Annotated in this window: 18 protein-coding genes; 1 reads left to right on the top strand and 17 read right to left on the bottom strand. The window is 65.8% G+C overall.

Translation table 11 applies throughout. The annotated features are described in order from the left end of the window. Positions 1–85: 85 nt before the first annotated feature. The 13 genes from ASD55_RS10950 to ASD55_RS10890 form a co-directional block, all read right to left on the bottom strand. On the bottom strand, positions 86–844 hold the full coding sequence (locus ASD55_RS10950; RefSeq protein ID WP_235577782.1) for an N-6 DNA methylase: 759 nt from the start codon (positions 842–844) through the stop codon (positions 86–88). Between the two features lie 50 nt (positions 845–894). Further along, on the bottom strand, positions 895–3,324 hold the full coding sequence (locus ASD55_RS10945) for a DEAD/DEAH box helicase family protein (RefSeq protein ID WP_056766018.1): 2,430 nt from the start codon (positions 3,322–3,324) through the stop codon (positions 895–897). Positions 3,325–3,408: 84 nt separating this feature from the next. Next, the gene (gene fabV / locus ASD55_RS10940) at positions 3,409–4,611 is read right to left on the bottom strand and encodes an enoyl-ACP reductase FabV (protein ID WP_056766016.1); all 1,203 of its coding nucleotides are present in this window, start codon (positions 4,609–4,611) and stop codon (positions 3,409–3,411) included. Between the two features lie 270 nt (positions 4,612–4,881). Then, positions 4,882–5,634 carry a copper homeostasis protein CutC gene (locus ASD55_RS10935; RefSeq protein WP_056766014.1) on the bottom strand — a complete coding sequence of 251 codons (753 nt, stop codon included), beginning with the start codon at positions 5,632–5,634 and terminating at the stop codon, positions 4,882–4,884. Positions 5,635–5,646: 12 nt separating this feature from the next. Then, the gene (locus ASD55_RS10930; protein ID WP_056766012.1) at positions 5,647–6,708 is read right to left on the bottom strand and encodes a N(4)-(beta-N-acetylglucosaminyl)-L-asparaginase; all 1,062 of its coding nucleotides are present in this window, start codon (positions 6,706–6,708) and stop codon (positions 5,647–5,649) included. A gap of 81 nt (positions 6,709–6,789) precedes the next feature. After that, positions 6,790–6,993 (bottom strand): cold-shock protein, encoded by a 204-nt coding sequence (locus ASD55_RS10925; RefSeq protein WP_007805352.1) that lies wholly within the window; start codon positions 6,991–6,993, stop codon positions 6,790–6,792. 153 nt (positions 6,994–7,146) lie between these two features. After that, entirely contained in the window at positions 7,147–7,908 is a 762-nt protein-coding gene (locus tag ASD55_RS10920) for an S-methyl-5'-thioinosine phosphorylase (protein ID WP_056719179.1), read from the bottom strand. A 193-nt stretch (positions 7,909–8,101) separates the two neighbouring features. Further along, positions 8,102–8,665, bottom strand: coding sequence for a hypoxanthine-guanine phosphoribosyltransferase (locus tag ASD55_RS10915; RefSeq protein ID WP_056718940.1), 564 nt, complete (start codon positions 8,663–8,665; stop codon positions 8,102–8,104). Further along, the gene (gene nagZ / locus ASD55_RS10910) at positions 8,662–9,678 is read right to left on the bottom strand and encodes a beta-N-acetylhexosaminidase (protein WP_056766010.1); all 1,017 of its coding nucleotides are present in this window, start codon (positions 9,676–9,678) and stop codon (positions 8,662–8,664) included. The genes ASD55_RS10915 and nagZ overlap by 4 nt, the downstream gene beginning before the upstream one ends. Further along, positions 9,672–10,193: a CYTH domain-containing protein gene (locus ASD55_RS10905; RefSeq protein ID WP_056766009.1), complete on the bottom strand. Its 522-nt coding sequence runs from the start codon at positions 10,191–10,193 to the stop codon at positions 9,672–9,674. Before ASD55_RS10905 ends, nagZ begins: the two co-directional genes overlap by 7 nt. Before the next feature lie 93 nt (positions 10,194–10,286). Beyond that, positions 10,287–11,630 (bottom strand): 23S rRNA (uracil(1939)-C(5))-methyltransferase RlmD, encoded by a 1,344-nt coding sequence (rlmD, locus tag ASD55_RS10900; RefSeq protein WP_056766007.1) that lies wholly within the window; start codon positions 11,628–11,630, stop codon positions 10,287–10,289. Between the two features lie 76 nt (positions 11,631–11,706). Continuing rightward, positions 11,707–12,306, bottom strand: a complete 600-nt coding sequence (locus tag ASD55_RS10895) for a YdbL family protein (RefSeq protein ID WP_056766005.1) — start codon at positions 12,304–12,306, stop codon at positions 11,707–11,709. 49 nt (positions 12,307–12,355) lie between these two features. Further along, positions 12,356–14,377, bottom strand: a complete 2,022-nt coding sequence (locus tag ASD55_RS10890) for a hypothetical protein (protein ID WP_056766004.1) — start codon at positions 14,375–14,377, stop codon at positions 12,356–12,358. 45 nt (positions 14,378–14,422) lie between these two features. Here ASD55_RS10890 and ASD55_RS10885 point away from each other — a divergent pair, with 45 nt between their 5' ends. Beyond that, positions 14,423–15,169, top strand: a complete 747-nt coding sequence (locus tag ASD55_RS10885; RefSeq protein WP_343123500.1) for a response regulator — start codon at positions 14,423–14,425, stop codon at positions 15,167–15,169. Here ASD55_RS10885 and recO read toward each other — a convergent pair. The 4 genes from recO to ASD55_RS10865 all read right to left on the bottom strand — a co-directional run bounded on the left by recO (position 15,166) and on the right by ASD55_RS10865 (position 18,128). Next, a complete protein-coding gene (gene recO, locus ASD55_RS10880) occupies positions 15,166–15,915 on the bottom strand; it encodes a DNA repair protein RecO (protein ID WP_056766002.1) in 750 nt (249 codons plus the stop codon). The genes ASD55_RS10885 and recO overlap by 4 nt on opposite strands. A gap of 107 nt (positions 15,916–16,022) precedes the next feature. After that, entirely contained in the window at positions 16,023–16,955 is a 933-nt protein-coding gene (gene era / locus ASD55_RS10875; RefSeq protein ID WP_056718927.1) for a GTPase Era, read from the bottom strand. Between the two features lie 126 nt (positions 16,956–17,081). Then, positions 17,082–17,741: a ribonuclease III gene (gene rnc / locus ASD55_RS10870; RefSeq protein WP_056718925.1), complete on the bottom strand. Its 660-nt coding sequence runs from the start codon at positions 17,739–17,741 to the stop codon at positions 17,082–17,084. A 3-nt stretch (positions 17,742–17,744) separates the two neighbouring features. Further along, complete coding sequence (locus tag ASD55_RS10865; RefSeq protein ID WP_056718923.1) at positions 17,745–18,128, bottom strand: DUF4845 domain-containing protein; 384 nt, start codon at positions 18,126–18,128, stop codon at positions 17,745–17,747. Positions 18,129–18,242: the final 114 nt, after the last annotated feature.

Here is an 18,242-nt window from a genome sequence, read left to right as displayed (position 1 = left end):
TTGGCGGCTCACGAGGGCAGTTTCCCCGATGGACTCCTGCAAACGTCAAACTTCTACTGCCTCCCCGGCAGAGCCGGGGGAACTCTCAGATTGGTTTAGTGGTGCACAACAGGTGCGGCAGTTGCTTCTTCTCGATGCCACGGATAAGCGCTTCGACCGCGCGCTGGTCTTTCGCGCTGGATTTGGTACTGATCTGATGGCGGAAGTGGTCGATGGCAGCGGTGAGGAAGCCGCCGGTGCCGCAGGCCGGATCCATTACGGTTTCGCGCTTGGCCAGCCGCGGGTTGACCCGATCGACCATGAAGGCGGTGATGGCGCGCGGGGTATAGAACTCACCAGCGTTGCCGGCACCGCGCAGGTCGTTGAGCATTTGCTCATAGACATCGCCGAGGCTGGCGCGGGTCTTGAAATCGTGGAAGTTGATGGCTTCTTCCAGCTTCTCGATCACGGCCAGCATCTGCGGGCCGGATTTCATGTAGTTGTTGGCGTCTTCAAAGACCTGCTGGATGACCTGGTACTGCGGGCCCTGGCTGGCGTCGATCTGATCCTTGAGGGCCGGGAACAGTTCGTTGTTGACGAAGCTGATCAGCTCGCCGCCGGCGATTTGCGGCTTCTTCTTGCCTTCTTCATCGGCCTTGTAGGCGGCCCAGTTACGCCAGCGCAGATGTTCGGGTAAGGGCGACTTGTACTTTTTGTTGTCGTCTTCCCACTCTTCCTCGCGCTGGTCGAACACCTTGAGGAAGAGCATCCAGGTGAGCTGACCCAGACGCTGGGCATCACCGTCGACGCCGTCGTCCTTGCGCATGATGTCCTGGATGGATTTGATGGTACTGCTGAGATTCATCGCATTGCGCTCTTGTCTTGCCGGCCGGATTCACCACTTAACCGCGTGGATCAGGCCTGTTTGGTTTCGGGTTGGTCGTAAAGCGCCAGCTCAAGCTCGCGCACGGCCTGGGTGTACTGCGCCAGGCTGCCAAAAATGCCGCGACGGATGGCGGTTTTGCTGCCGAACTGGTCGAAGGGCGGCAGCTCCAGCACTTTGGCGTCTTCAATGTCTTGCACGCCATGGTCGGCAAACTTGTCCAGCAGGACTTCGAGGACGGCGCGGGCCTGTTCACCGTACTTGCCGAACACGTCGCGCTTTCTGACGCTGTTGGCACGTTCGCGGCGGGTGAGCGGCTTCTGGTCGAAGGCCACATGGGCGACCAGATCGAAGGCATCCAGCTCGCTGCCGTTGGCGACAGCTTGTTGCAATATCGGGAGCGGCACGCCGTGGCTGGCGAGTTCTTCGAGCACGGCTTGTTTGCGCTCGGCAGCACTCCAGCGACGCAGGAAGTCGGTCATGCTGCCGAACTCGGCCTGCAGCGCTTTCCTGATGTCGTCCTTGAGCAATACGCGATAGTCCTCGGTGATGAGCTTGCCGTCGGCATCGAGGTATTGGGAGCGCTCTACCGCCAGCCGTACGTCGACATCTCCGATCACGTATTTGATGCGGCCGTTACCGCCACCGTTGCCCGTATTGCCGTCGTCATCCCCGTCATCCGGGGACTGATGGTCATACGGAGGTGGTTCGGGCTCGCCCGTACCGGGCGGGTCGATATCGTCCGGTGGCACCACCGGTTCGCCAGGCTTGGGCTCGTATATCACTACCGGCTCGCCATCGAAATCAGGGTCTGCAAACAAGCGCGTGGCGCCCTTGAAGTCCATGATGGTGAAGTAGAGCTTCTGGTAATCCTCACGTAGCCGCGTGCCGCGACCGATGATCTGTTTGAACTCGGTCATCGAGTTGATGTTCTGATCGAGCACGATGAGCTTGCAGGTCTTGGCATCCACTCCGGTTGTAAGCAACTTGGAGGTGGTGGCGATGACGGGGTATGGCTCGTCGTTGTCGATAAAGTACGAAAGCTGGGCCTTGCCTTCGTTATCGTCGCCGGTGATGCGCATGACGTAGCGGCGGTTGCTGGCGGCAGCTGGGATCAGCTTGACCAACGCTTGCCGCATGCGCTCGGCGTGGTCCTGGTCATCACAGAACACGATGGTCTTGGCCATCGGGTCGATCGCCTTGAGGTATTCCCACACTTTGCTGGCAACGAGCTCAGTGCGCTTTTCCAACACCAGAGTGCGGTCGAAATCCTTGGTGTTGTACTGACGCTGCTCCACCGCCTGCCCCAGCTTGTCGACCTTACCTCTCTCGGGCGTGTAACCCACCGCATCCACGTCGGTGGCAATGCGAATGACTTTGTAGGGAGCGAGAAAGCCGTCTTCGATCCCTTGCTTGAGCGAGTAGGTGTAGACCGGGTCACCGAAATAGGTGAGGTTACTGACTTCCTTGGTCTCTTTCGGTGTCGCCGTCAGGCCCAGGTGCGTGGCGGCGGTGAAGTAATCGAGCACCTCACGCCAGGCTGAATCATCGGCGGCGCTGCCTCGGTGACATTCATCGATGACTACCAGGTCGAAGAAGTCCGCCGGGAACTGGCGGTAGATCTGCTTCCACTCTTCCTTGCCCGTGACTGCCTGGTACAAGGCAAGATAGATCTCGTAATTTTTCTTGATCTCGCGATTGGTGACTTTGTGCATGACCTCGCCGAAAGGAGCGAAGTCCTGCTGCATGGTCTGGTCGACCAGAATATTGCGATCCGCAAGGAACAAGATCCGCTTCTTGGCCTTGGCCTTCCATAGGCGCCAAATGATCTGGAACGCCGTGTAGGTTTTTCCGGTGCCTGTAGCCATGACCAGCAGCACGCGCTGCTGGCCTTTGGCGATAGCTTCAATGGCGCGATTGATGGCGACGCGTTGGTAGTAGCGCGGACTCTTGCCACTGCCGTCTGTATGAAAGGGTTGCTCAACGAGTTGGACGGCTGCAGGTTCGACCAGGCCTTTCCATTGCTGGTACAGCGGCCACAGATCATCGGCGGACGGGAATTCGCTGAGCTGGAGTTCTCGCTCCACCGGTTGCGAGATTCCGGTACGGTCATGCAGCAGGAAGCCATCGCCATTGCTGCTGATGGCAAATGCCGCATCCAGCATTTCGGCATAAGCCAAGGCTTGCTGCATACCATGCCCGATTGAAAACTTGGCTTGCTTGGCTTCAACAACAGCGATAGGAACATTCGGCTTGGCGTAAAGCACGAAGTCAGCCCGCTTCGGGCCGCCTTTTGCGTCTGGATTCCTGATGCGCGCAGCCAGCTTGCCACGCACCATCACGCGACCATCGGTGAGGCTCACCTCTTCCCGAAACTGATGCTGTTGCCAACCCGCTTGCTGGATCGCCGGAGTGATGAACTTAGTGCAGATGTCTCGCTCGCTGAGCTGGTACTTGTCCATTCATCCCCCTAAATCCACAGGCAAGGCAGCCTCTGGATTATGACAGGTCTTATCCCGACCTTATCTCAACGGCAAGATGTCACGTCATCCTTCAACGCAATCAAACCGCCGATCCGCCTCAACATCGGCGTCGTAGTCCACGTCGTCCCGATCAAACCCGAACAGTTTCAGGAACTCGTGCTTGTATCCCGCGTAATCAGTGATCTCGCGCAGGTTTTCGGTGGTGACGGTGGGCCAGAGGGTTTTGCAGGGTTCCTGCACGTCGTCGCGCAGTTCCCAGTCGTCCAGCCGCACGCGGCCTTCGTCGTCGGTCGGTGCGGGGGCGCCATCAGCACGATAGAGACGGTCGTGGAACAGGCGGTTGGCTTGTTCGATCGGGTTTTCGTGGATGCCCTGCTCCTTCATGATCTTGAAGGCGATGGACACGTATAGCGGGATCACCGGGATGGCGGCGCTGGCCTGGGTGACGACGGACTTCATCACGCCGACGTAGGCGTCGAGGCCGGGGTGGCGGCTGCGCAGTTGCTTGGCGGTGTTGTCGAGGTGCTGCTTGGCCTGGCCCAGCGTGCCGTGCCAGTACATCGGCCAGGTGATCTCGGTGCCGATGTAGCTGTAGGCGATGGTCTTGGCGTGGTCGGCGAGCACGCCGGCGGCGCTCAGCGCGTCGATCCACAGCGCCCAGTCCTCGCCGCCCATCACGGTGACGGTGTCCTTGATTTCCTGCTCGGTGGCCGGCTCGACGGTGGCCTCGATCACGGTGTCCTTGTTGGTGTCGACCGAGGTGTTGTGGAACGGCTCGCCGATGGTCTTGAGCGCCGAGCGCACGACTTCGCCGGTGTCGGGCATCTTGCGCACGGGCGAGGCCAGCGAGTAGACCACCAGGTCGATCGGGCCGCCCATCTCGTTCTTGATGATCTCGATGGCCTTGGCGCGGGTCTCGTGGGCGAACGCGTCGGCGTTGATCGACTTGCTGTACAGGCCGGCCTGCTTGGCGGCCTTGTCGAAGGCGGCGGAGTTGTACCAGCCCGCGGTGCCGGTCTTGTCTTCGCTGCTGGGCTTCTCGAAGAACACGCCCAGCGTGGCGGCGCCGTAGCCGAAGGCGGCGGTGATGCGCGAGGCCAGGCCGTAGCCGGTGGACGCACCGATCACCAGCACGCGCTTGGGACCGCTGCCCTTGCTGTGGCCGGCGGCTTCGGTGATCGCGATCTGGTCGAGCACGTTACGTTCGCAGCCGACCGGATGGGCGGTGACACAGATGAATCCACGGACTTTGGGCTTGATGATCACGCGACGGCTCCTGCTGGCAAATGCATAAACCGGCATCTTAACCAAGTGGGGCGGCCGTGCGCTGCCGTAGGGAGTGGTTGGCGCTCGCACTACCGGGATTACGTTCGGGTTGAGCGTGCGTCGAAGGTTCGGAGTCGAGGCTTCGCGGTGGCCCTTCGACTTCGATGTTGCGCGGCTGCGCTCTGAGGAGGCGGGTTGGGGCTCTGCTCCCTCCCCTGCTTGCAGGGGAGGGCTGGGGTGGGGGCGCTCTTGGGGCTTAGATCAAGAGCTTCACCCCCTCCCAACCTCCCCCTGCAAAGCAGGGGGAGGGGCAAGGGCCTGCGCCATCGCGCGTACGTGCTCCGCATCAGTGCGCAGTTCGCCTACCTGCATGTCTTCCAGCTGCGGTGGTCGATGCTGCATGCCCGAGGGCAGCTGGTGTTTCGCCGAGGCGTGGAATTCACGGGCACCAGTGGCAACGACCAGCGCGGCGATGTTGCGGGCGGTGATGCCGGCGCCGGGCATCACGGCGAGGCGGCCGTTCGCCTGGGTGACCAGGGTGCGGATCAGGGCGGCGCCTTCGACGGCGCTGGGTTGGGCGCCGGAGGTCAGCACGCGTTCGCAGCCGAGGGTGATGATGTCTTCCAGCGCGCGCGAAGGGTCGCGGCTGAGGTCGAAGGCGCGATGGAAGGTGGTGCCCAGCGTGCCGGCGGCGGTGATCAGGCTGCGGCAGCGGGGCATGTCCACCTGGCCGTCGGCGTCGAGCATGCCGAGCACCACGCCGTCGCAACCGAGCGCCACGCAGGCTTCGATGTCGCGCTGCATCGTCTCGGCTTCGAGGTCGTTGTAGAGGAAGTCGCCGGCGCGCGGGCGGATCAGCACGTATAGCGGGATGCGCAGGCGCTCGCGGGCCAGCGCGATCTGTGCGTGCGACGGGGTGAGGCCGCCCAGTTCCAGCGCGCCGCACAGTTCGACCCGCCCTGCTCCGCCGTCCTGCGCGGCGAGTGCGGAGGCGACCGAGTTCGCGGCGATTTCAAGCATCATGAGTCGCCGGCATCACGAGTAGCTCGTGGTGTAGACGCTTTGCGACGGAATCAGCGCGTCCTGCTTCTGCGCATCGCACACGGCGTAGGTGAAGCCGTGCTGGATCGCGTAGGCGCCGACTTCACCGTTGCGGTTCATCGCGAGAAAACCGACCTGCAGGGTCTTCGATGCCTCGCGGCGCTTCTTGACGATGCGCATCACCGCTTCCTTGCAGGCCTCTTGCGGCGAGCGGCCCTGGCGCATCAGTTCGACGACGAGGAAGCTGCCGGCGTTGCGGATCACTTCCTCGCCCACGCCAGTGGAAGTGGCGCCGCCGACTTCGCCGTCGACGTACAGGCCGGCGCCGATGATCGGGCTGTCGCCGACGCGGCCGCGCATTTTCCAGGCCATGCCGCTGGTGGTGCAGGCGCCGGACATGCGGCCGTGCGCGTCGATCGCCAGCATGCCGATGGTGTCGTGGTTGTGGGCGCCGCCGGGCAGGCCGGTGCGGCCGTAGTCGTGCACTTCGCTGTTGATCGATGGCTGGTACTTCGCCGTCTTCAGCCATTCATGCCAGGCCTGTTCGGCCTCGGGGGTGAGCAGGTCCTGTTTCCTGAAGCCCTGCTCCAGCGCAAACTGCAGCGCGCCCTCGCCCACCAGCAGCACGTGCGGCGTGCGTTCCATCACCCGTCGCGCCACGGAGATGGGATGCTCGATGTGTTCGAGCGCAGCGACTGCGCCGCAGCTGCCGTCGGCGTCCATGATGCTGGCGTCCAGTGTGACGTGGCCATCGCGATCGGGATAGCCGCCCTTGCCCACGCTGTGGTTCCTGAGGTCGGACTCCGGCACCTGCGCGCCGGCTTCCACCGCGTCCAGTGCATGGCCGCCCTTGCCAAGGATGGCCCACGCGGCCTGGTTCGCGGCGACGCCGAAGTCCCAGGTCGAGACGACGCGTGCGGCGGACGCCTTCGCGGCGTGGCTGGCGCCGGCGGCACCGCGCGGCATCGGCCCGGCCGCGAGCTTGCCACCCCATCCCAGTATCGATGCGGAAACTCCCAGCAGGGAGCCCTTGAGGAAACGCCTGCGATCGGTCATGACTTTCTCCGGCTCACCAAAGCAAAAACCCCGCACAGGATGCGGGGTTTCATTCTTGCCATGCAACGTTTACCGGACAGATCAGGCAGCTTCAACCGCCGACGCCTGGGCACCCTTGGGGCCCTGGGTCACTTCGAACTGAACGCGCTGACCTTCCTGCAGGCTGCGGAAGCCCTTGGTATTGATCGCCGAAAAATGGACGAACACATCCGCACTGCCATCCTCGGGTGCGATGAACCCGAACCCCTTGGCATCGTTGAACCATTTGACCGTACCGAAACTCATTGCGAGAACCTCTGGATACATGGAGTGAGTACGCCAGGTTGCGCGCGACTCATCCCCCCGGTTCGCCGCCCTGACCGCGAGGAAAATAGCAAGATGTGAAGGCCCATTGCAATACGAATATGTCCTGCCGGTGCACAAACTCCGCCGGCAAATTCAGGCCTGCAGCATTTTTTCCAGGATGCGCGGCACCTCGGCGGTGGCCGCGGCGAGGTGGGCGAAGATTTCCTCGATGCTGATTTCCGCTTCGTCGCCGCAACCGGCGGCGAAGTTCGCCACCAGCGCCAGGCAGGCGTATTCCAGTTCCAGCTCGCGCGCCAGCGCCGCCTCGGGCATGCCGGTCATGCCGACCAGGTCGCAGCCGTCGCGCTTCATGCGGGCGATCTCGGCGCGGGTTTCCAGCCGCGGACCCTGGGTGGCGCCGTAACAGCCGCCGCCGATCACCTCGACATTGGCCGCGCGCGCTGCCGCCAGCAATTGCAGGCGCAGCGATTCGGTGTACGGCTCGCTGAAGTCGATGTGTTTCACCTCGGCGCCTTCGACGTCGCAGAAGCTGGTGCTGCGGCCGTGGGTGTAGTCGATGATCTGGTCGGGCACCACGATCACCCGCGGCCCCATGTCGCCGCGAATGCCGCCGACCGCGTTCACCCCGATCACCCGCCGCGCGCCCAGGTTGTGCAGCGCCCACAGGTTCGCCCGGTAATTCACCCGGTGCGGCGGCAGTGTGTGGCTCTCGCCGTGGCGGGCCAGGAAGGCGATGCGCCGGCCGGCAAAGTCGCCGGTGACCACGTCGCCGGAGGCCGGGCCGTAGGGCGTGTCCACGCTGTGGCGCGTGGCGTTTTCCAGGCCGGCGAAGTTGTACAGGCCGCTGCCGCCGATGACGGCGAGGTGGATGGGGGTGTGGTCAGGATGAGGCATCGTGGTGATCCGTTGCAGGCTGAAGTTGAATGGGTGCATCTACTCCCTCCCCTGCTTGCAGGGGAGGGTTGGGGTGGGGTCGCTCTTCGGCAAGCAAGGAGCAAAGGCAAGAGCCTTACCGCCCACCAGCCTCCCCCTGCAAGCAGGGGGAGGAGCAGAGCCTCGCCCTCCGTCCGCAGCTGCTCCCGATTCCCTATTCCCCGTTCCCCTCTTTCAGCGCGTAGATGCCCGGCAGGTTGCGGCCTTGTTCGTAGTAGTCCATGCCGTAGCCGAACACGTAGCGGTCGGGCAGTTCGACGCCGTTGAAGTCGGAGCTGATGCCTTCGACCAGGCGGTCGTGGCGCTTGGTGCAGAGACTGGCGATGTAGACCTTCTTCGCACCGCGCCGGTAGCAGTCGTCGCGCACTTCCTTCAGCGTGTGGCCTTCGTCGAGGATGTCGTCGACCAGCAGCACCACGCGGCCTTGCAGCGACACCATCGGCTCGCGCAGCCAGTGCAATTCCTTGCCCGAGGTGGCGCCGCGGTAACGGGTGGCGTGCACGTAATCGAATTCCACGTCGGTGCGGATCGCCAGCGCCAGCTGGCCGGCGAAGATCAGCGCGCCGTTCATCACGGTGAGGAACACCGCGCGCTCGCCGTCCAGCGCGGCGTCGATGCGACGGCCCATGTCGGTGATCACCGGCGCCAGTGCCTCACCGGCGAACAAGAGGTCGGCGTTGGCCAGCGCGTCGGCCAGGGCGGGAGTGGGAGTGTTCATGCGGTTCCTTGATCGGCATGGAGTGCCGTGATGCGCGCCACGAAGCGATCGCGCTGCGGGTTGTCGGTGAGGCCGGCCCAGGTCGGCCCGATGGCGCCGCGCAAGGCGGCCAGTGTCGAGGGCATGGCGTCGGTGTGTACGGGCATCGCGGCGATCGCCTCGTCGACCACGTCGGGGAAGCAGGCCAGCACCAGGTCGCAGCCGGCATCGAGGTGCGCCCTCACCCGCTCGCCAACGCTGCCGGCCGCACCGGCGGCAGCCATGCTGATGTCGTCGCTGATCACCGCGCCGGCGAAGCCCAGTTCGCCGCGCAGGATCTGCCCGATCCAGATTTTCGAATAGCCGGCCGGCTGGCTGTCCACTTCCGGGTAGGTGACGTGGGCCATCATCACCGCCTCGACGCGCGCCTCGATGCATTCGGCGAACGGGCGCAGGTCGTCGTAGCGGATCTGATCCAGGCTGCGTGGATCGATCGCCGCCACCTTGTGGGTGTCGCCGGTGACCGAACCGTGCCCCGGAAAATGCTTGAGCACCGCCGCCATGCCGCCCAGGTGCATGCCGCGCACATAGGCCTGGCCCAGTTCGCCGGCAATCGCCGGATCGGCGTGGAACGCGCGCAGGCCGATCGCCGCGTTGCCGCGGGCCAGGTCGACCACCGGCGCGAAGCTGAAATCCACGCCGCTGGCGCGCAGCTCGCTGGCCATCACCCAGGCGTGTTCCTCGGCCAGCCGTATCGCCTCGTCGGCATCCTGCTCGTAGACCGCGCCGATCGCCGCCAGCGGCGGCAGGCGGGTGAAGCCGTCGCGGAAGCGCTGCACCGGGCCGCCTTCCTGGTCGACCGCGATCAGCAGGTGATCGCCACCGATTTCGCGGATCGATTCGCACAAGGCGATCAGCTGTTCGCGCGACTGGTAGTTGCGCGCAAACAGCAGCACGCCGGCGACGCACGGCGCGCGCAACCAGGGTTTTTCGTGTTCGGCCAGTTCCAGCGCGGCCACGCCGATCATCAACATGCAGCATCCTCGGCAGCGCGCTCGGCCGGCGACCATTGCCGGTACGGGTGCGCGATCAGGTTGACGTTGTAGTAGCGCGTCAGCGCGCTGACCTCGCGCCCCAGCCACGACGGCCGCGGGAACGGTGCATCGACCGCGGGCAGCTCGACTTCGGCCACGACCAGGCCCTCGTTGTCGCCATGGAATTCATCGATCTCGAACAGTACGCCATCGACGCGGACATGGTGGCGAACCTTCTCCAGCACGCCGTCGCACAGGCTGGCCAGCAGCGCGCGCGCATCGTCCACCGGTATCGGGTACTCGAACTCGGCCCGCGCGATGCCGGGCGTGGCCGCCTTGATGTTGAGCCAGGCCGTGTCGCCGGCGAGGCGGGCGCGCACCGAAGCGCGGGCATGACCCTCGCGCAGCGCCTGCGCCCCGACCAGATAGCCTTGGGCCATCGGCTCGCTGCGCTCGATGCCTTCGCGCCAGCTGTCGTTGGCCAACAGGAATTTGCGTTCGATCTCGATAGCCATGGAATCCGGATTTCAACCAGCGACAACGCCTGCAATGAAACGGCTTTTATTGAGGAGTGCGGCCATGGATGGCCGCCCGTTTGACTTTCGCGGTCAGGAATACCGCTCAAATACCGCTATGGATTCGACATGCGCGGTATGCGGGAACATGTCCATCACGCCGGCCGAGGTCAGCCGGAAACCGTGCTGGTTGACCAGGATGCCGGCGTCGCGCGCCAGCGAAGCGGGATGGCAGGAGACGTAGACGATGCGATTTGTCTGCTTGCGCGGCAGGTACTCCAGCACCTTGTCGGCGCCGGCGCGGGGCGGGTCGAGCAGCAGCTTGTCCCACGGCTGCTTCGCCCAGTCGGTGTGGCGCTGGTCCTCGAACAGGTTGGCCACGTGGAACTTCGCATTGTCGATGCCGTTGCGCGCGGCGTTCTGCGCGGCGCGTTCGACCAGGCCGTGCTCGCCTTCCACGCCCACCACCTCGGCCACCCGGCGCGCGATCGGCAGGGTGAAGTTGCCCAGGCCACAGAACAGGTCGAGCACGCGATCGGTCGGCTGCGGATCGAGCAGCTCCATCGCGCGGGCCATCATCAGCTGGTTCATGCCGGCGTTGACCTGCACGAAATCCAGCGGCTGGAATTCCAGCTCCACGTCGGCGAAACGCGGATCATCGCTGGCGATGCGGAAGGCCAGCCGCGGATTTTCCGGCCACAGCGGATGCACGCTGCTGACGCCGCCGGGCTGCAGGTAGATCGCAAAGCCGTGCTGCTGGCCGAAGGCGGTGAGCGCCGCCAGGTCGCGCTCGCTGAGCGGCTGCAGGTGACGGAACACCAGCGCCATCAGGTCGTCGCCGGCGGCGAACTCGATCTGCGCGATGGTGTCGACGGCGTCCATCGTGCCCAGCAGTTCGGCCAGCAGGCCCACCTTGGGGCCGAGCGACGGATGCATCACTTCGCAGCGCTGGATCGGGGTCACGAAGCGCGGGTTCTGCTCTTCGCGGAAGCCGACCAGCACGCTGCCCTTCTTGGCCACGTTGCGCACCGACAACCGACCCTTGCGCCGGTAGCCCCACGGCTCGGCGGTCAGCGGCGGCAGCCACGACTGCGGCGTGACCTTGCCGATGCGCTCGAAATTCTCGGCCAGCACGCGCTGCTTGGCGGCGATCTGCGAGGACGCATCGAGGTGCTGCAGCGAACAGCCGCTGCACAGTGCGAAGTGCTGGCAGCGCGGCTCGACCCGGTGCGGCGAGGCGGTGATCACCTCGACCACTTCGGCTTCGTCGAAATGCCGATGACGCTTGCGCAGCTTCGCAATCACCGTTTCGCCAAGCAGGCCGCCGCTGACGAAGACCGTCTTGCCGTCGATCCGCGCCACGCCCCGGCCGTCATGGCCGAGGTCGGTGATCTGGGCTTCGAAAGGCTTGGGAGAAACGGAGTTGGATCGGGACATGGGATCGCATGGCTGATGGCTGACCGGCGATTATCCCAGATCAGCCAGCCTCACGCCCCGCGATGCCCTGCCCGGCTCATTTTTTCTGCCAGGCGCCGGCAGCGTCCTGGTAATACCAGCCGGCGCGCGCCTTCTCGATCCAGCTCTTGGCGAAGGTGGCGCGGATCTGCGACTCCCACTCCGGATGATTGTTGGCATTGGCGATTTCGCGGTACAGCGCGGTGCGGTCGCGGTTCTCATCGGCCACCGTGGCGTTGGCCTGGGCGCGGGCGCTCAGCGGCACCTTGGCGGCATCGCGCATGGCGACCATGCCGTCGCGGGTGAAGCCCACCGCTCCGCTGTCGAGCAGCGAACCCAGGGTGCCCTGGAAGCGCGCATGCATGCGGGCGCGGATCGCCTCGGTGGCGCTGGTCTGGATGCGGATGTCGGGCACGTCGGCGGCCTGCGCGGCCGGGATCAGCAGGTCGAGCAGCATCGCCGACGGCTGGGCACCATCGGCTGCCGGCTTGGGCGTCTTCGGCGCGGGCGCGGCGGGGGTCGCCTGGTCCAGCACGTTGCCGATGAACTGGTCGGCGGCCTTCTGCGCGGCCGCTTCGGGGAAGTAGACGTTGATCGTGACGCAGCCGACCAGCGTCACGGCCAGGGCGGTCAGGATGACGTAGAGGCGCTTGCGCATGGGGAACTCCCGCAGTGAGATGGATGGATGAGGCGGCGGAGCACGTCGCTCAGCGGATTTGCGGGGTTTCCCCGTGGACCGCGTCGTGCAGCCGCTGCACCAGGGTCGGCCAGTCGACCTGGGTCTGGTGGCCGATCACCTGCAGCCGCGGCAGGCCGCTGCCTTCGACGATAGTGTAGCCGCCGTCGTTGGCTTCCAGCCCGCTCATCCGGCAGACCGTGCCCTGCAACGTGCAATTGAGGCCGATGCGCTTGTAGCCGAAGGTCTTGAACAGTTTCAGCATGGCCCCCTGCAGGCCGGCGGCGATGCCACCGCCGCCGACGGAGGTGAGGTTGTTCACCGCACGCTGGCTGATCCGGCCGCCTTCGCCGGCCAGCAGGCTGGCGTTGAAGGCCACCGGGCTCCAGTTGACCAGGCGCAGGTCGTTGATCGAGCCATCCAGCGGGCCGGTGATGCTGCCGAAGTCGAACACGCTGGTGATCGCGGCCAGGTCCAGTTGCTTCAGCGCGATGTCGCCGGTCAGTACCGGCGTGGTGCCGAACGGCTGCTGCAACGACAGGCGGGTGATGTCGACGAAGCCGCCGAACAGGCTGGCCGACAGGCCGCCCCCCAACTCGAAACGGTCGTCGACCCAGCGCAGCGAGGGAATCGCGCCAGCCAGCGTGCCGGGGAAGGCCGGCCAACCCATCGCCTGGCTGAAGGCGGCCATGTCGACGCCGGTCACCGTCATCGACGCGGCCAGGCGCTGGCCCTGCGCCGCGGCCGGACGCCAGTCCAGCTGGCTGATCTGCCACTGCCCATGGAACACCGGGATCTGCAGCGGTTGCTGCAGGGCGAGCGTGCCGCCGCTGCTCTGCCAGCGCGAATGGGCGGCGCCGTTGGCCACCTGATAGAACTGCAGGCTGCGCCAGGCCAGCGTGGTGGCCGGGCGTTCGCCATCGCGCGCCCAGTCCAGCCCGCCCTGCAGGCCATCGACCGCCAGGCGGCCATCCGCATCGGCAAGGCTGACGCCGTCGGTGCTGAAGGCAAACGCCTGCGGGCCGTCCGCCCGCAGATCGAGGCTGGCATTCAGCTGCCCGTCGATGCGCATGTCACGCAGGCCCAGGGTACCGAGCCAGGCCTGGCCATAACGCTGGTAGGCGGCCGGGAAATTCGCGTGCAGGCGATCCAGCCGCAAGCTCTTCAACTCGCCCCTGGCGTCGAAGGCCAGCGCGCCGTCGAGCTGCAGCGCGTCGGCATCGTTCACCCGCAGCCGGCTCAGTTCGAACCCGCCGCGCTGGGCGTCCGCGTGCAGACCCAGCTGCACCGGATGATCCGGCAGCTTCGCGTAGAGCGGCCCCAGCAACAGCTCGCCGCCGCGCAGGCTGGCATCCAGATCGATGCTGGCCGGACCGTTGGTGGTGTCCAGGCTGAAGCGGCCGCTGCCATTGAGCCCCTGCCCGGCCAGCGTGCCGGCGGGAGTGTCAAAACCCGTATCGGTGAGGGTGAACTCGCCGGACGACTGCAGGCCCTGGCCGCGCAGGTCCAGCGCCAGTTCCGCCTTGAGGCGACCCGCGGTGGTCTGCCCCGACCACACCGTGCCGAGCAGGCCCTGCAACCATCCGGTGGGCAGGTTGTCCACGCTGATCTGGGCATGGGTGGGCTGGTCCAGCGGCAGCCATGCGCTGGCATTCGCCTTGCCCTGCTGGATGTCGACCAGCAAGGTGTTGGCCGCCTCGCTGAGCTGCACGTTGAACTGTGCGTCGCCGAGCGCCCCGCCGGGGGCGCCGGCCAGGCGCAGCTTGCCGTCCAGCGTCCAGCGCAGGCGGACGTCGCGTTGCAGGTTGCCGTCCACGCTCAGGCCCAGCCGGCGCCAGCCCATCGCGGGAATGTCGGCCTGGGCCGCGTCCAGCTGCAGATGCAGGCCGCCGTCGGCGTCCTCGCCGATGCGCAGCGTCACTGCCTGCAGGTGGATGCCCGGGGCGGTGATCGACTTCGCGCTCAGCAGCACGTCGGCCTGCGCAGGCAAGGCCCAGCCGAGTCCCAGCAGCAGGCAGCAATAGATCAGCAGATGGCTTGAAGTCGGACGCATGTCGGGCCATTCTGCCAAATCAAGATGAACGATATGGAATTCGTCATGCCCAGCCGCCTTGCCGACACCGTTTGCGAACCCGCCAATCTGTCCCGCCCGCTGCCCCGCCCGCGCGTGCTGGTGGCCGATGACGATCCCGGCAGTTGCCGCTTCCTCTGCGATGGACTGGCCTCGATGGGCGCCGATGCGGAAGCCTGCATGGATGGCCAGGCAGCGCTGGCGCGGGCCGCTACCGAATCGTTCGACCTGCTGCTGCTGGACTGCCGCATGCCCGGCTCCGGCGCACTGCAGATCCTGCAGACGCTGCGCGACGACGTGCAGGCACGCTCGGCCGACAGCATCGCGGTGGCCACCAGCGCCGAGCTGGCGCCCGGTGATCGCCAGTCGCTGCTGGACGCCGGTTTCAGCGAGGTGCTGCTGAAACCCTGCGGGTTGACCGAACTGCGCCAGGTGCTGGCGCTGATGCCGATGGACGACCGCAGCGCCAGCGTGCTGGACGACCAGGCTGCGCTGAGCACCACCGGCGACGCCTCCACCATGCACGCCCTGCGCCTGCTGCTGCGCGACGAGCTGGCGCTGCTGTCGCGGGAACTGGACGCGCTGAGCCTCGACCGCGACAACTTCAGCGACCGCCTGCATCGATTGCGCTCTTCGTGCGGATTCTGCGGTGCCAGTGCCCTGTCCCGGCAGACCATGCTGCTGCAGCAACAGCTGCCGCGACGGGGCGTCAGCGCAGCCGCGCTGACCCGCTTCCGCCGCACCTTGCTTGCGACCCTGCAGGCGCTCGGCTAGTCGAGCCGTTCGGCAGGAGGCGCGGCGGAATCCGGCCGGTTTCGCGACACCGCCATCGCCAGCACCCGCCAGGCGCGCAATTCGGCGCCACCCAGATGGAAGCGGATCACCCGGCGGATCATGTCGCGCAATGCCTTGAGGCCGGCGGCGTCGGGCATGCGGTCCTGTTCCAGGGCCAGCAGGTCGCGGCCGAGGATGGCGTGCGGGCTGCTGGCCGCGCACCGCACGGCGCCCTGCTCGACCTCGTAGCGATAGCTCGCCTGGGGCTCCAGAAACTCACCCGTATCCGCATCGTGCGCCAGCTGCAGGCCGTAGCCGGTCGCTTCCAGCAGGTCGCGCTCGAACCGGCGCAATGTCCACGCCAGCGACGGCTCGGCGGCGAGTCGCTGCAGGGTCAGCGCATAGGCATCGAACAGCGGCGGCGAAGGGTCCTGCCGCCCGGTGAGGCGCACCACCAGTTCGTTGAGATACAGCCCGGCCAGCCCGGCATCGCCGCCCAGCCGCGTCGGCGTTCCCACCGTCTCGACCGCCGTCAGCGTGGCCATCTCGCCCCGCAGCAGCAGATCCATGCGCAACGCCTGGAACGGTTCCAGCTGGGCCCGGCGCAACCGCGCACGCTCGCCGCGCACCCCGCGCGCCACCACGCCCAGCCGGCCATGCTCGCGGCTCAGGCACTCCAGCAACAGCGACGTCTCGCGGTAAGGCCGCGCGTGCAGGACGTAAGCCGGTTGCTGTTCGATGCGCATGGAAAAATCAGAAGTGAGAGGAGAGAAGTGAGAAGTGAGAGAGGCAGCAACTGCCACTCGCTTCCCGCCTTCTCTCACTTCTCACTCCTCGTTTCTCACTCCTCGCCCTAGTCGGTATACCCGAATTTCTTCAGCATGTTCTCGTCGTCGACCCAGCCCTCGCGCACCTTCACCCACAGCTTGAGGAACACCTTGCGCTCGAACATGCGCTCCATGTGGCGGCGGGCCGCGCTGCCGATCGCCTTGAGCTGGACGCCGCCGTTGCCGATCACGATCGCCTTCTGGCCATCGCGCTCGACCCAGATGATGGCGTGGATCTCGGCGATGCCGTCGGGGCGGTCGCTGAATTGCTCGATCTCCACCGTGGTGGCGTAGGGCAGCTCCTGGTCCAGCCGCAGCATCAGCTGCTCGCGGACCATTTCGGCGGCCAGGAAGCGTTCGCTGCGGTCGGTAATTTCGTCTTCGCCGAATACCGGTGGCTGCACCGGCAGGCGCTTGAGGATCGCCTGCTCCAGTTCCTTCAGCCCCTGCTTCTTCAGCGCACTGATGTAGTGGATCTCGTCGTAGCTGTGGGTGGCCACCAGCTCGGACACGAACGGCAGCATCACCGTCTTGTCCTTGTTGAGGTCGACCTTGTTGATCACCAGCAGGCGCGGCGAGGATTGCTCGACCAGCGCGGCGTAGAGCGCCTCGTCCTCGTCGGTGAAGCGGCCGGCCTCGATCACCTGCACCACCAGGTCGACGTCGCTGATCGCCGAGCGCGCGGCGCGGTTGAGGCTGCGGTTCATCGCCCGCTTGGCGCCGCGATGCAGGCCCGGCGTGTCGACGTACATGATCTGCCCGGCCTCGCTGGTGTTGATGCCCAGGATGCGGTGGCGGGTGGTCTGCGGGCGCGGGCTGATGATCGACAGGCGAAAGCCGATCAATGCGTTGAGCAGGGTCGACTTGCCCACGTTGGGACGCCCGGCCAGCGCCACCGTGCCGCAGCGGAAGTCGTCGTGCGGCAGGCTGCCGTCGGTGGGGTCCAGTGGGAGTTTCATGACTGAGGTACTCGGCAAGTCGGATGGCAAGTGTAGTGCTTCGCCGCCACCGGCACGTGGCGACTGGCGCAGGCCGGGACGGTCACTCTGGCGGTGCCCGGTTTCCGGCACCGCGAAGCGTCGGATTCAGGAGGAGCGCTGCTGCTCCAGCAACTGGCTCAGCACCAGTTCGGCCGCGTCCTGTTCAGCGGCGCGGCGGTTGCCGCCATGCGCTTCGGCGACGAAGGCCATCGGCTCGGTGATCGCGCAGCTGACGTCGAAGGTCTTGGCGTGGTCCTCGCCGTGGCTGGCCACCAGTTCGTAGTGCGGCAACGGCAGGCCCTTGGCCTGCAGCCATTCCTGCAGCCGCGTCTTGGCGTCTTTCGATGAACGCCGCAGCGCGGCGATGCGTTCGGCGAACAGGCCACGCACGGCGTCGCGGCAGGCATCGAAACCGCCATCGAGGTAGACCGCGGCGATGGTCGCCTCGAACGCATCGGCGAGGATCGATTCACGGCGGAAACCACCGCTCTTCAGCTCGCCCGGACCCAGTTGCAGGCCTTCGCCCAGCTCCAGCTCACGAGCCACCACGGCCAGCGCCTGGCCATTGACCAGTTGGGCGCGAAGACGCGACAGCTCGCCCTCGCTGGCCTTGGGGTGCGCCTCGTACAGCATCTCGGCGATGATCGCGCCGAGCAGCGCATCGCCGAGAAATTCCAGCCGCTCGTTGTTCGGTTTGCCGATGCTGCGGTGGGTCAGCGCCAGCCTGGCCAGCGCCGGATCACGGAAACGGTAGTTCAGTTCCAAAAGTTACTCGCCCACATTGCCCTGCAGCGCAATGCTCTTGTCGAAGTGCAGCAGGAAGGAGATGTTGTACATGAACGGGATCTCCTTGTCGTAGGCGACCCGCAGCTGGCTGGCACCACCGGCGTCCTTCTTGATGGTGATGTCTTCCGGGCGCACCACGGCATCGTCGACGTACTGGAAATCCATCTTGCGCAGCAGGTCGCGACGGATGCCGTCCAGCGACTTGCCGTTGGTCCCCTCGCTGGCGAGCTGCTCCATCGCCTTGACCACGCCACCGTACTCGGAATACGACGGCACCAGTTTCATCGCCATGTAGGCCAGGAAACCGAACACGGCCAGAATGAACAGGAATCCGATCAGGGTGACGCCGGTCTGCTTCGATTTCATAGTCCCCTCGCTACGCCGCTTCGAACGGCTTGCCTTGCAATGGATGGTGATGAGCTGGATGGAAGTCCGGCCGCCCCGCGCCGGCGTGCCGATTATGCCTGCAGATTCGCGTGC

It is taken from the genome of Rhodanobacter sp. Root561, from assembly GCF_001427365.1.
Taxonomy (GTDB): Bacteria; Pseudomonadota; Gammaproteobacteria; order Xanthomonadales; family Rhodanobacteraceae; genus Rhodanobacter.
The sequence above is the reverse complement of the archived record's forward strand: the minus strand, read 5'-3'. Positions and strand labels throughout refer to the sequence as shown.

Excerpts from the sequence above, each read along its gene's own strand:
- ASD55_RS10950 (WP_235577782.1), bottom strand. The coding sequence starts at position 844 with ATGAATCTCAGCAGTACCATCAAATCCATCCAGGACATCATGCGCAAG.
- ASD55_RS10945 (WP_056766018.1), bottom strand. The coding sequence starts at position 3,324 with ATGGACAAGTACCAGCTCAGCGAGCGAGACATCTGCACTAAGTTCATC.
- ASD55_RS10935 (WP_056766014.1), bottom strand. The coding sequence starts at position 5,634 with ATGATGCTTGAAATCGCCGCGAACTCGGTCGCCTCCGCACTCGCCGCG.
- ASD55_RS10930 (WP_056766012.1), bottom strand. The coding sequence starts at position 6,708 with ATGACCGATCGCAGGCGTTTCCTCAAGGGCTCCCTGCTGGGAGTTTCC.
- ASD55_RS10925 (WP_007805352.1), bottom strand. The coding sequence starts at position 6,993 with ATGAGTTTCGGTACGGTCAAATGGTTCAACGATGCCAAGGGGTTCGGG.
- ASD55_RS10920 (WP_056719179.1), bottom strand. The coding sequence starts at position 7,908 with ATGCCTCATCCTGACCACACCCCCATCCACCTCGCCGTCATCGGCGGC.
- ASD55_RS10915 (WP_056718940.1), bottom strand. The coding sequence starts at position 8,665 with ATGAACACTCCCACTCCCGCCCTGGCCGACGCGCTGGCCAACGCCGAC.
- nagZ (WP_056766010.1), bottom strand. The coding sequence starts at position 9,678 with ATGTTGATGATCGGCGTGGCCGCGCTGGAACTGGCCGAACACGAAAAA.
- ASD55_RS10905 (WP_056766009.1), bottom strand. The coding sequence starts at position 10,193 with ATGGCTATCGAGATCGAACGCAAATTCCTGTTGGCCAACGACAGCTGG.
- rlmD (WP_056766007.1), bottom strand. The coding sequence starts at position 11,630 with ATGTCCCGATCCAACTCCGTTTCTCCCAAGCCTTTCGAAGCCCAGATC.
- ASD55_RS10895 (WP_056766005.1), bottom strand. The coding sequence starts at position 12,306 with ATGCGCAAGCGCCTCTACGTCATCCTGACCGCCCTGGCCGTGACGCTG.
- ASD55_RS10890 (WP_056766004.1), bottom strand. The coding sequence starts at position 14,377 with ATGCGTCCGACTTCAAGCCATCTGCTGATCTATTGCTGCCTGCTGCTG.
- ASD55_RS10885 (WP_343123500.1), top strand. The coding sequence starts at position 14,423 with ATGCCCAGCCGCCTTGCCGACACCGTTTGCGAACCCGCCAATCTGTCC.
- recO (WP_056766002.1), bottom strand. The coding sequence starts at position 15,915 with ATGCGCATCGAACAGCAACCGGCTTACGTCCTGCACGCGCGGCCTTAC.
- era (WP_056718927.1), bottom strand. The coding sequence starts at position 16,955 with ATGAAACTCCCACTGGACCCCACCGACGGCAGCCTGCCGCACGACGAC.
- ASD55_RS10865 (WP_056718923.1), bottom strand. The coding sequence starts at position 18,128 with ATGAAATCGAAGCAGACCGGCGTCACCCTGATCGGATTCCTGTTCATT.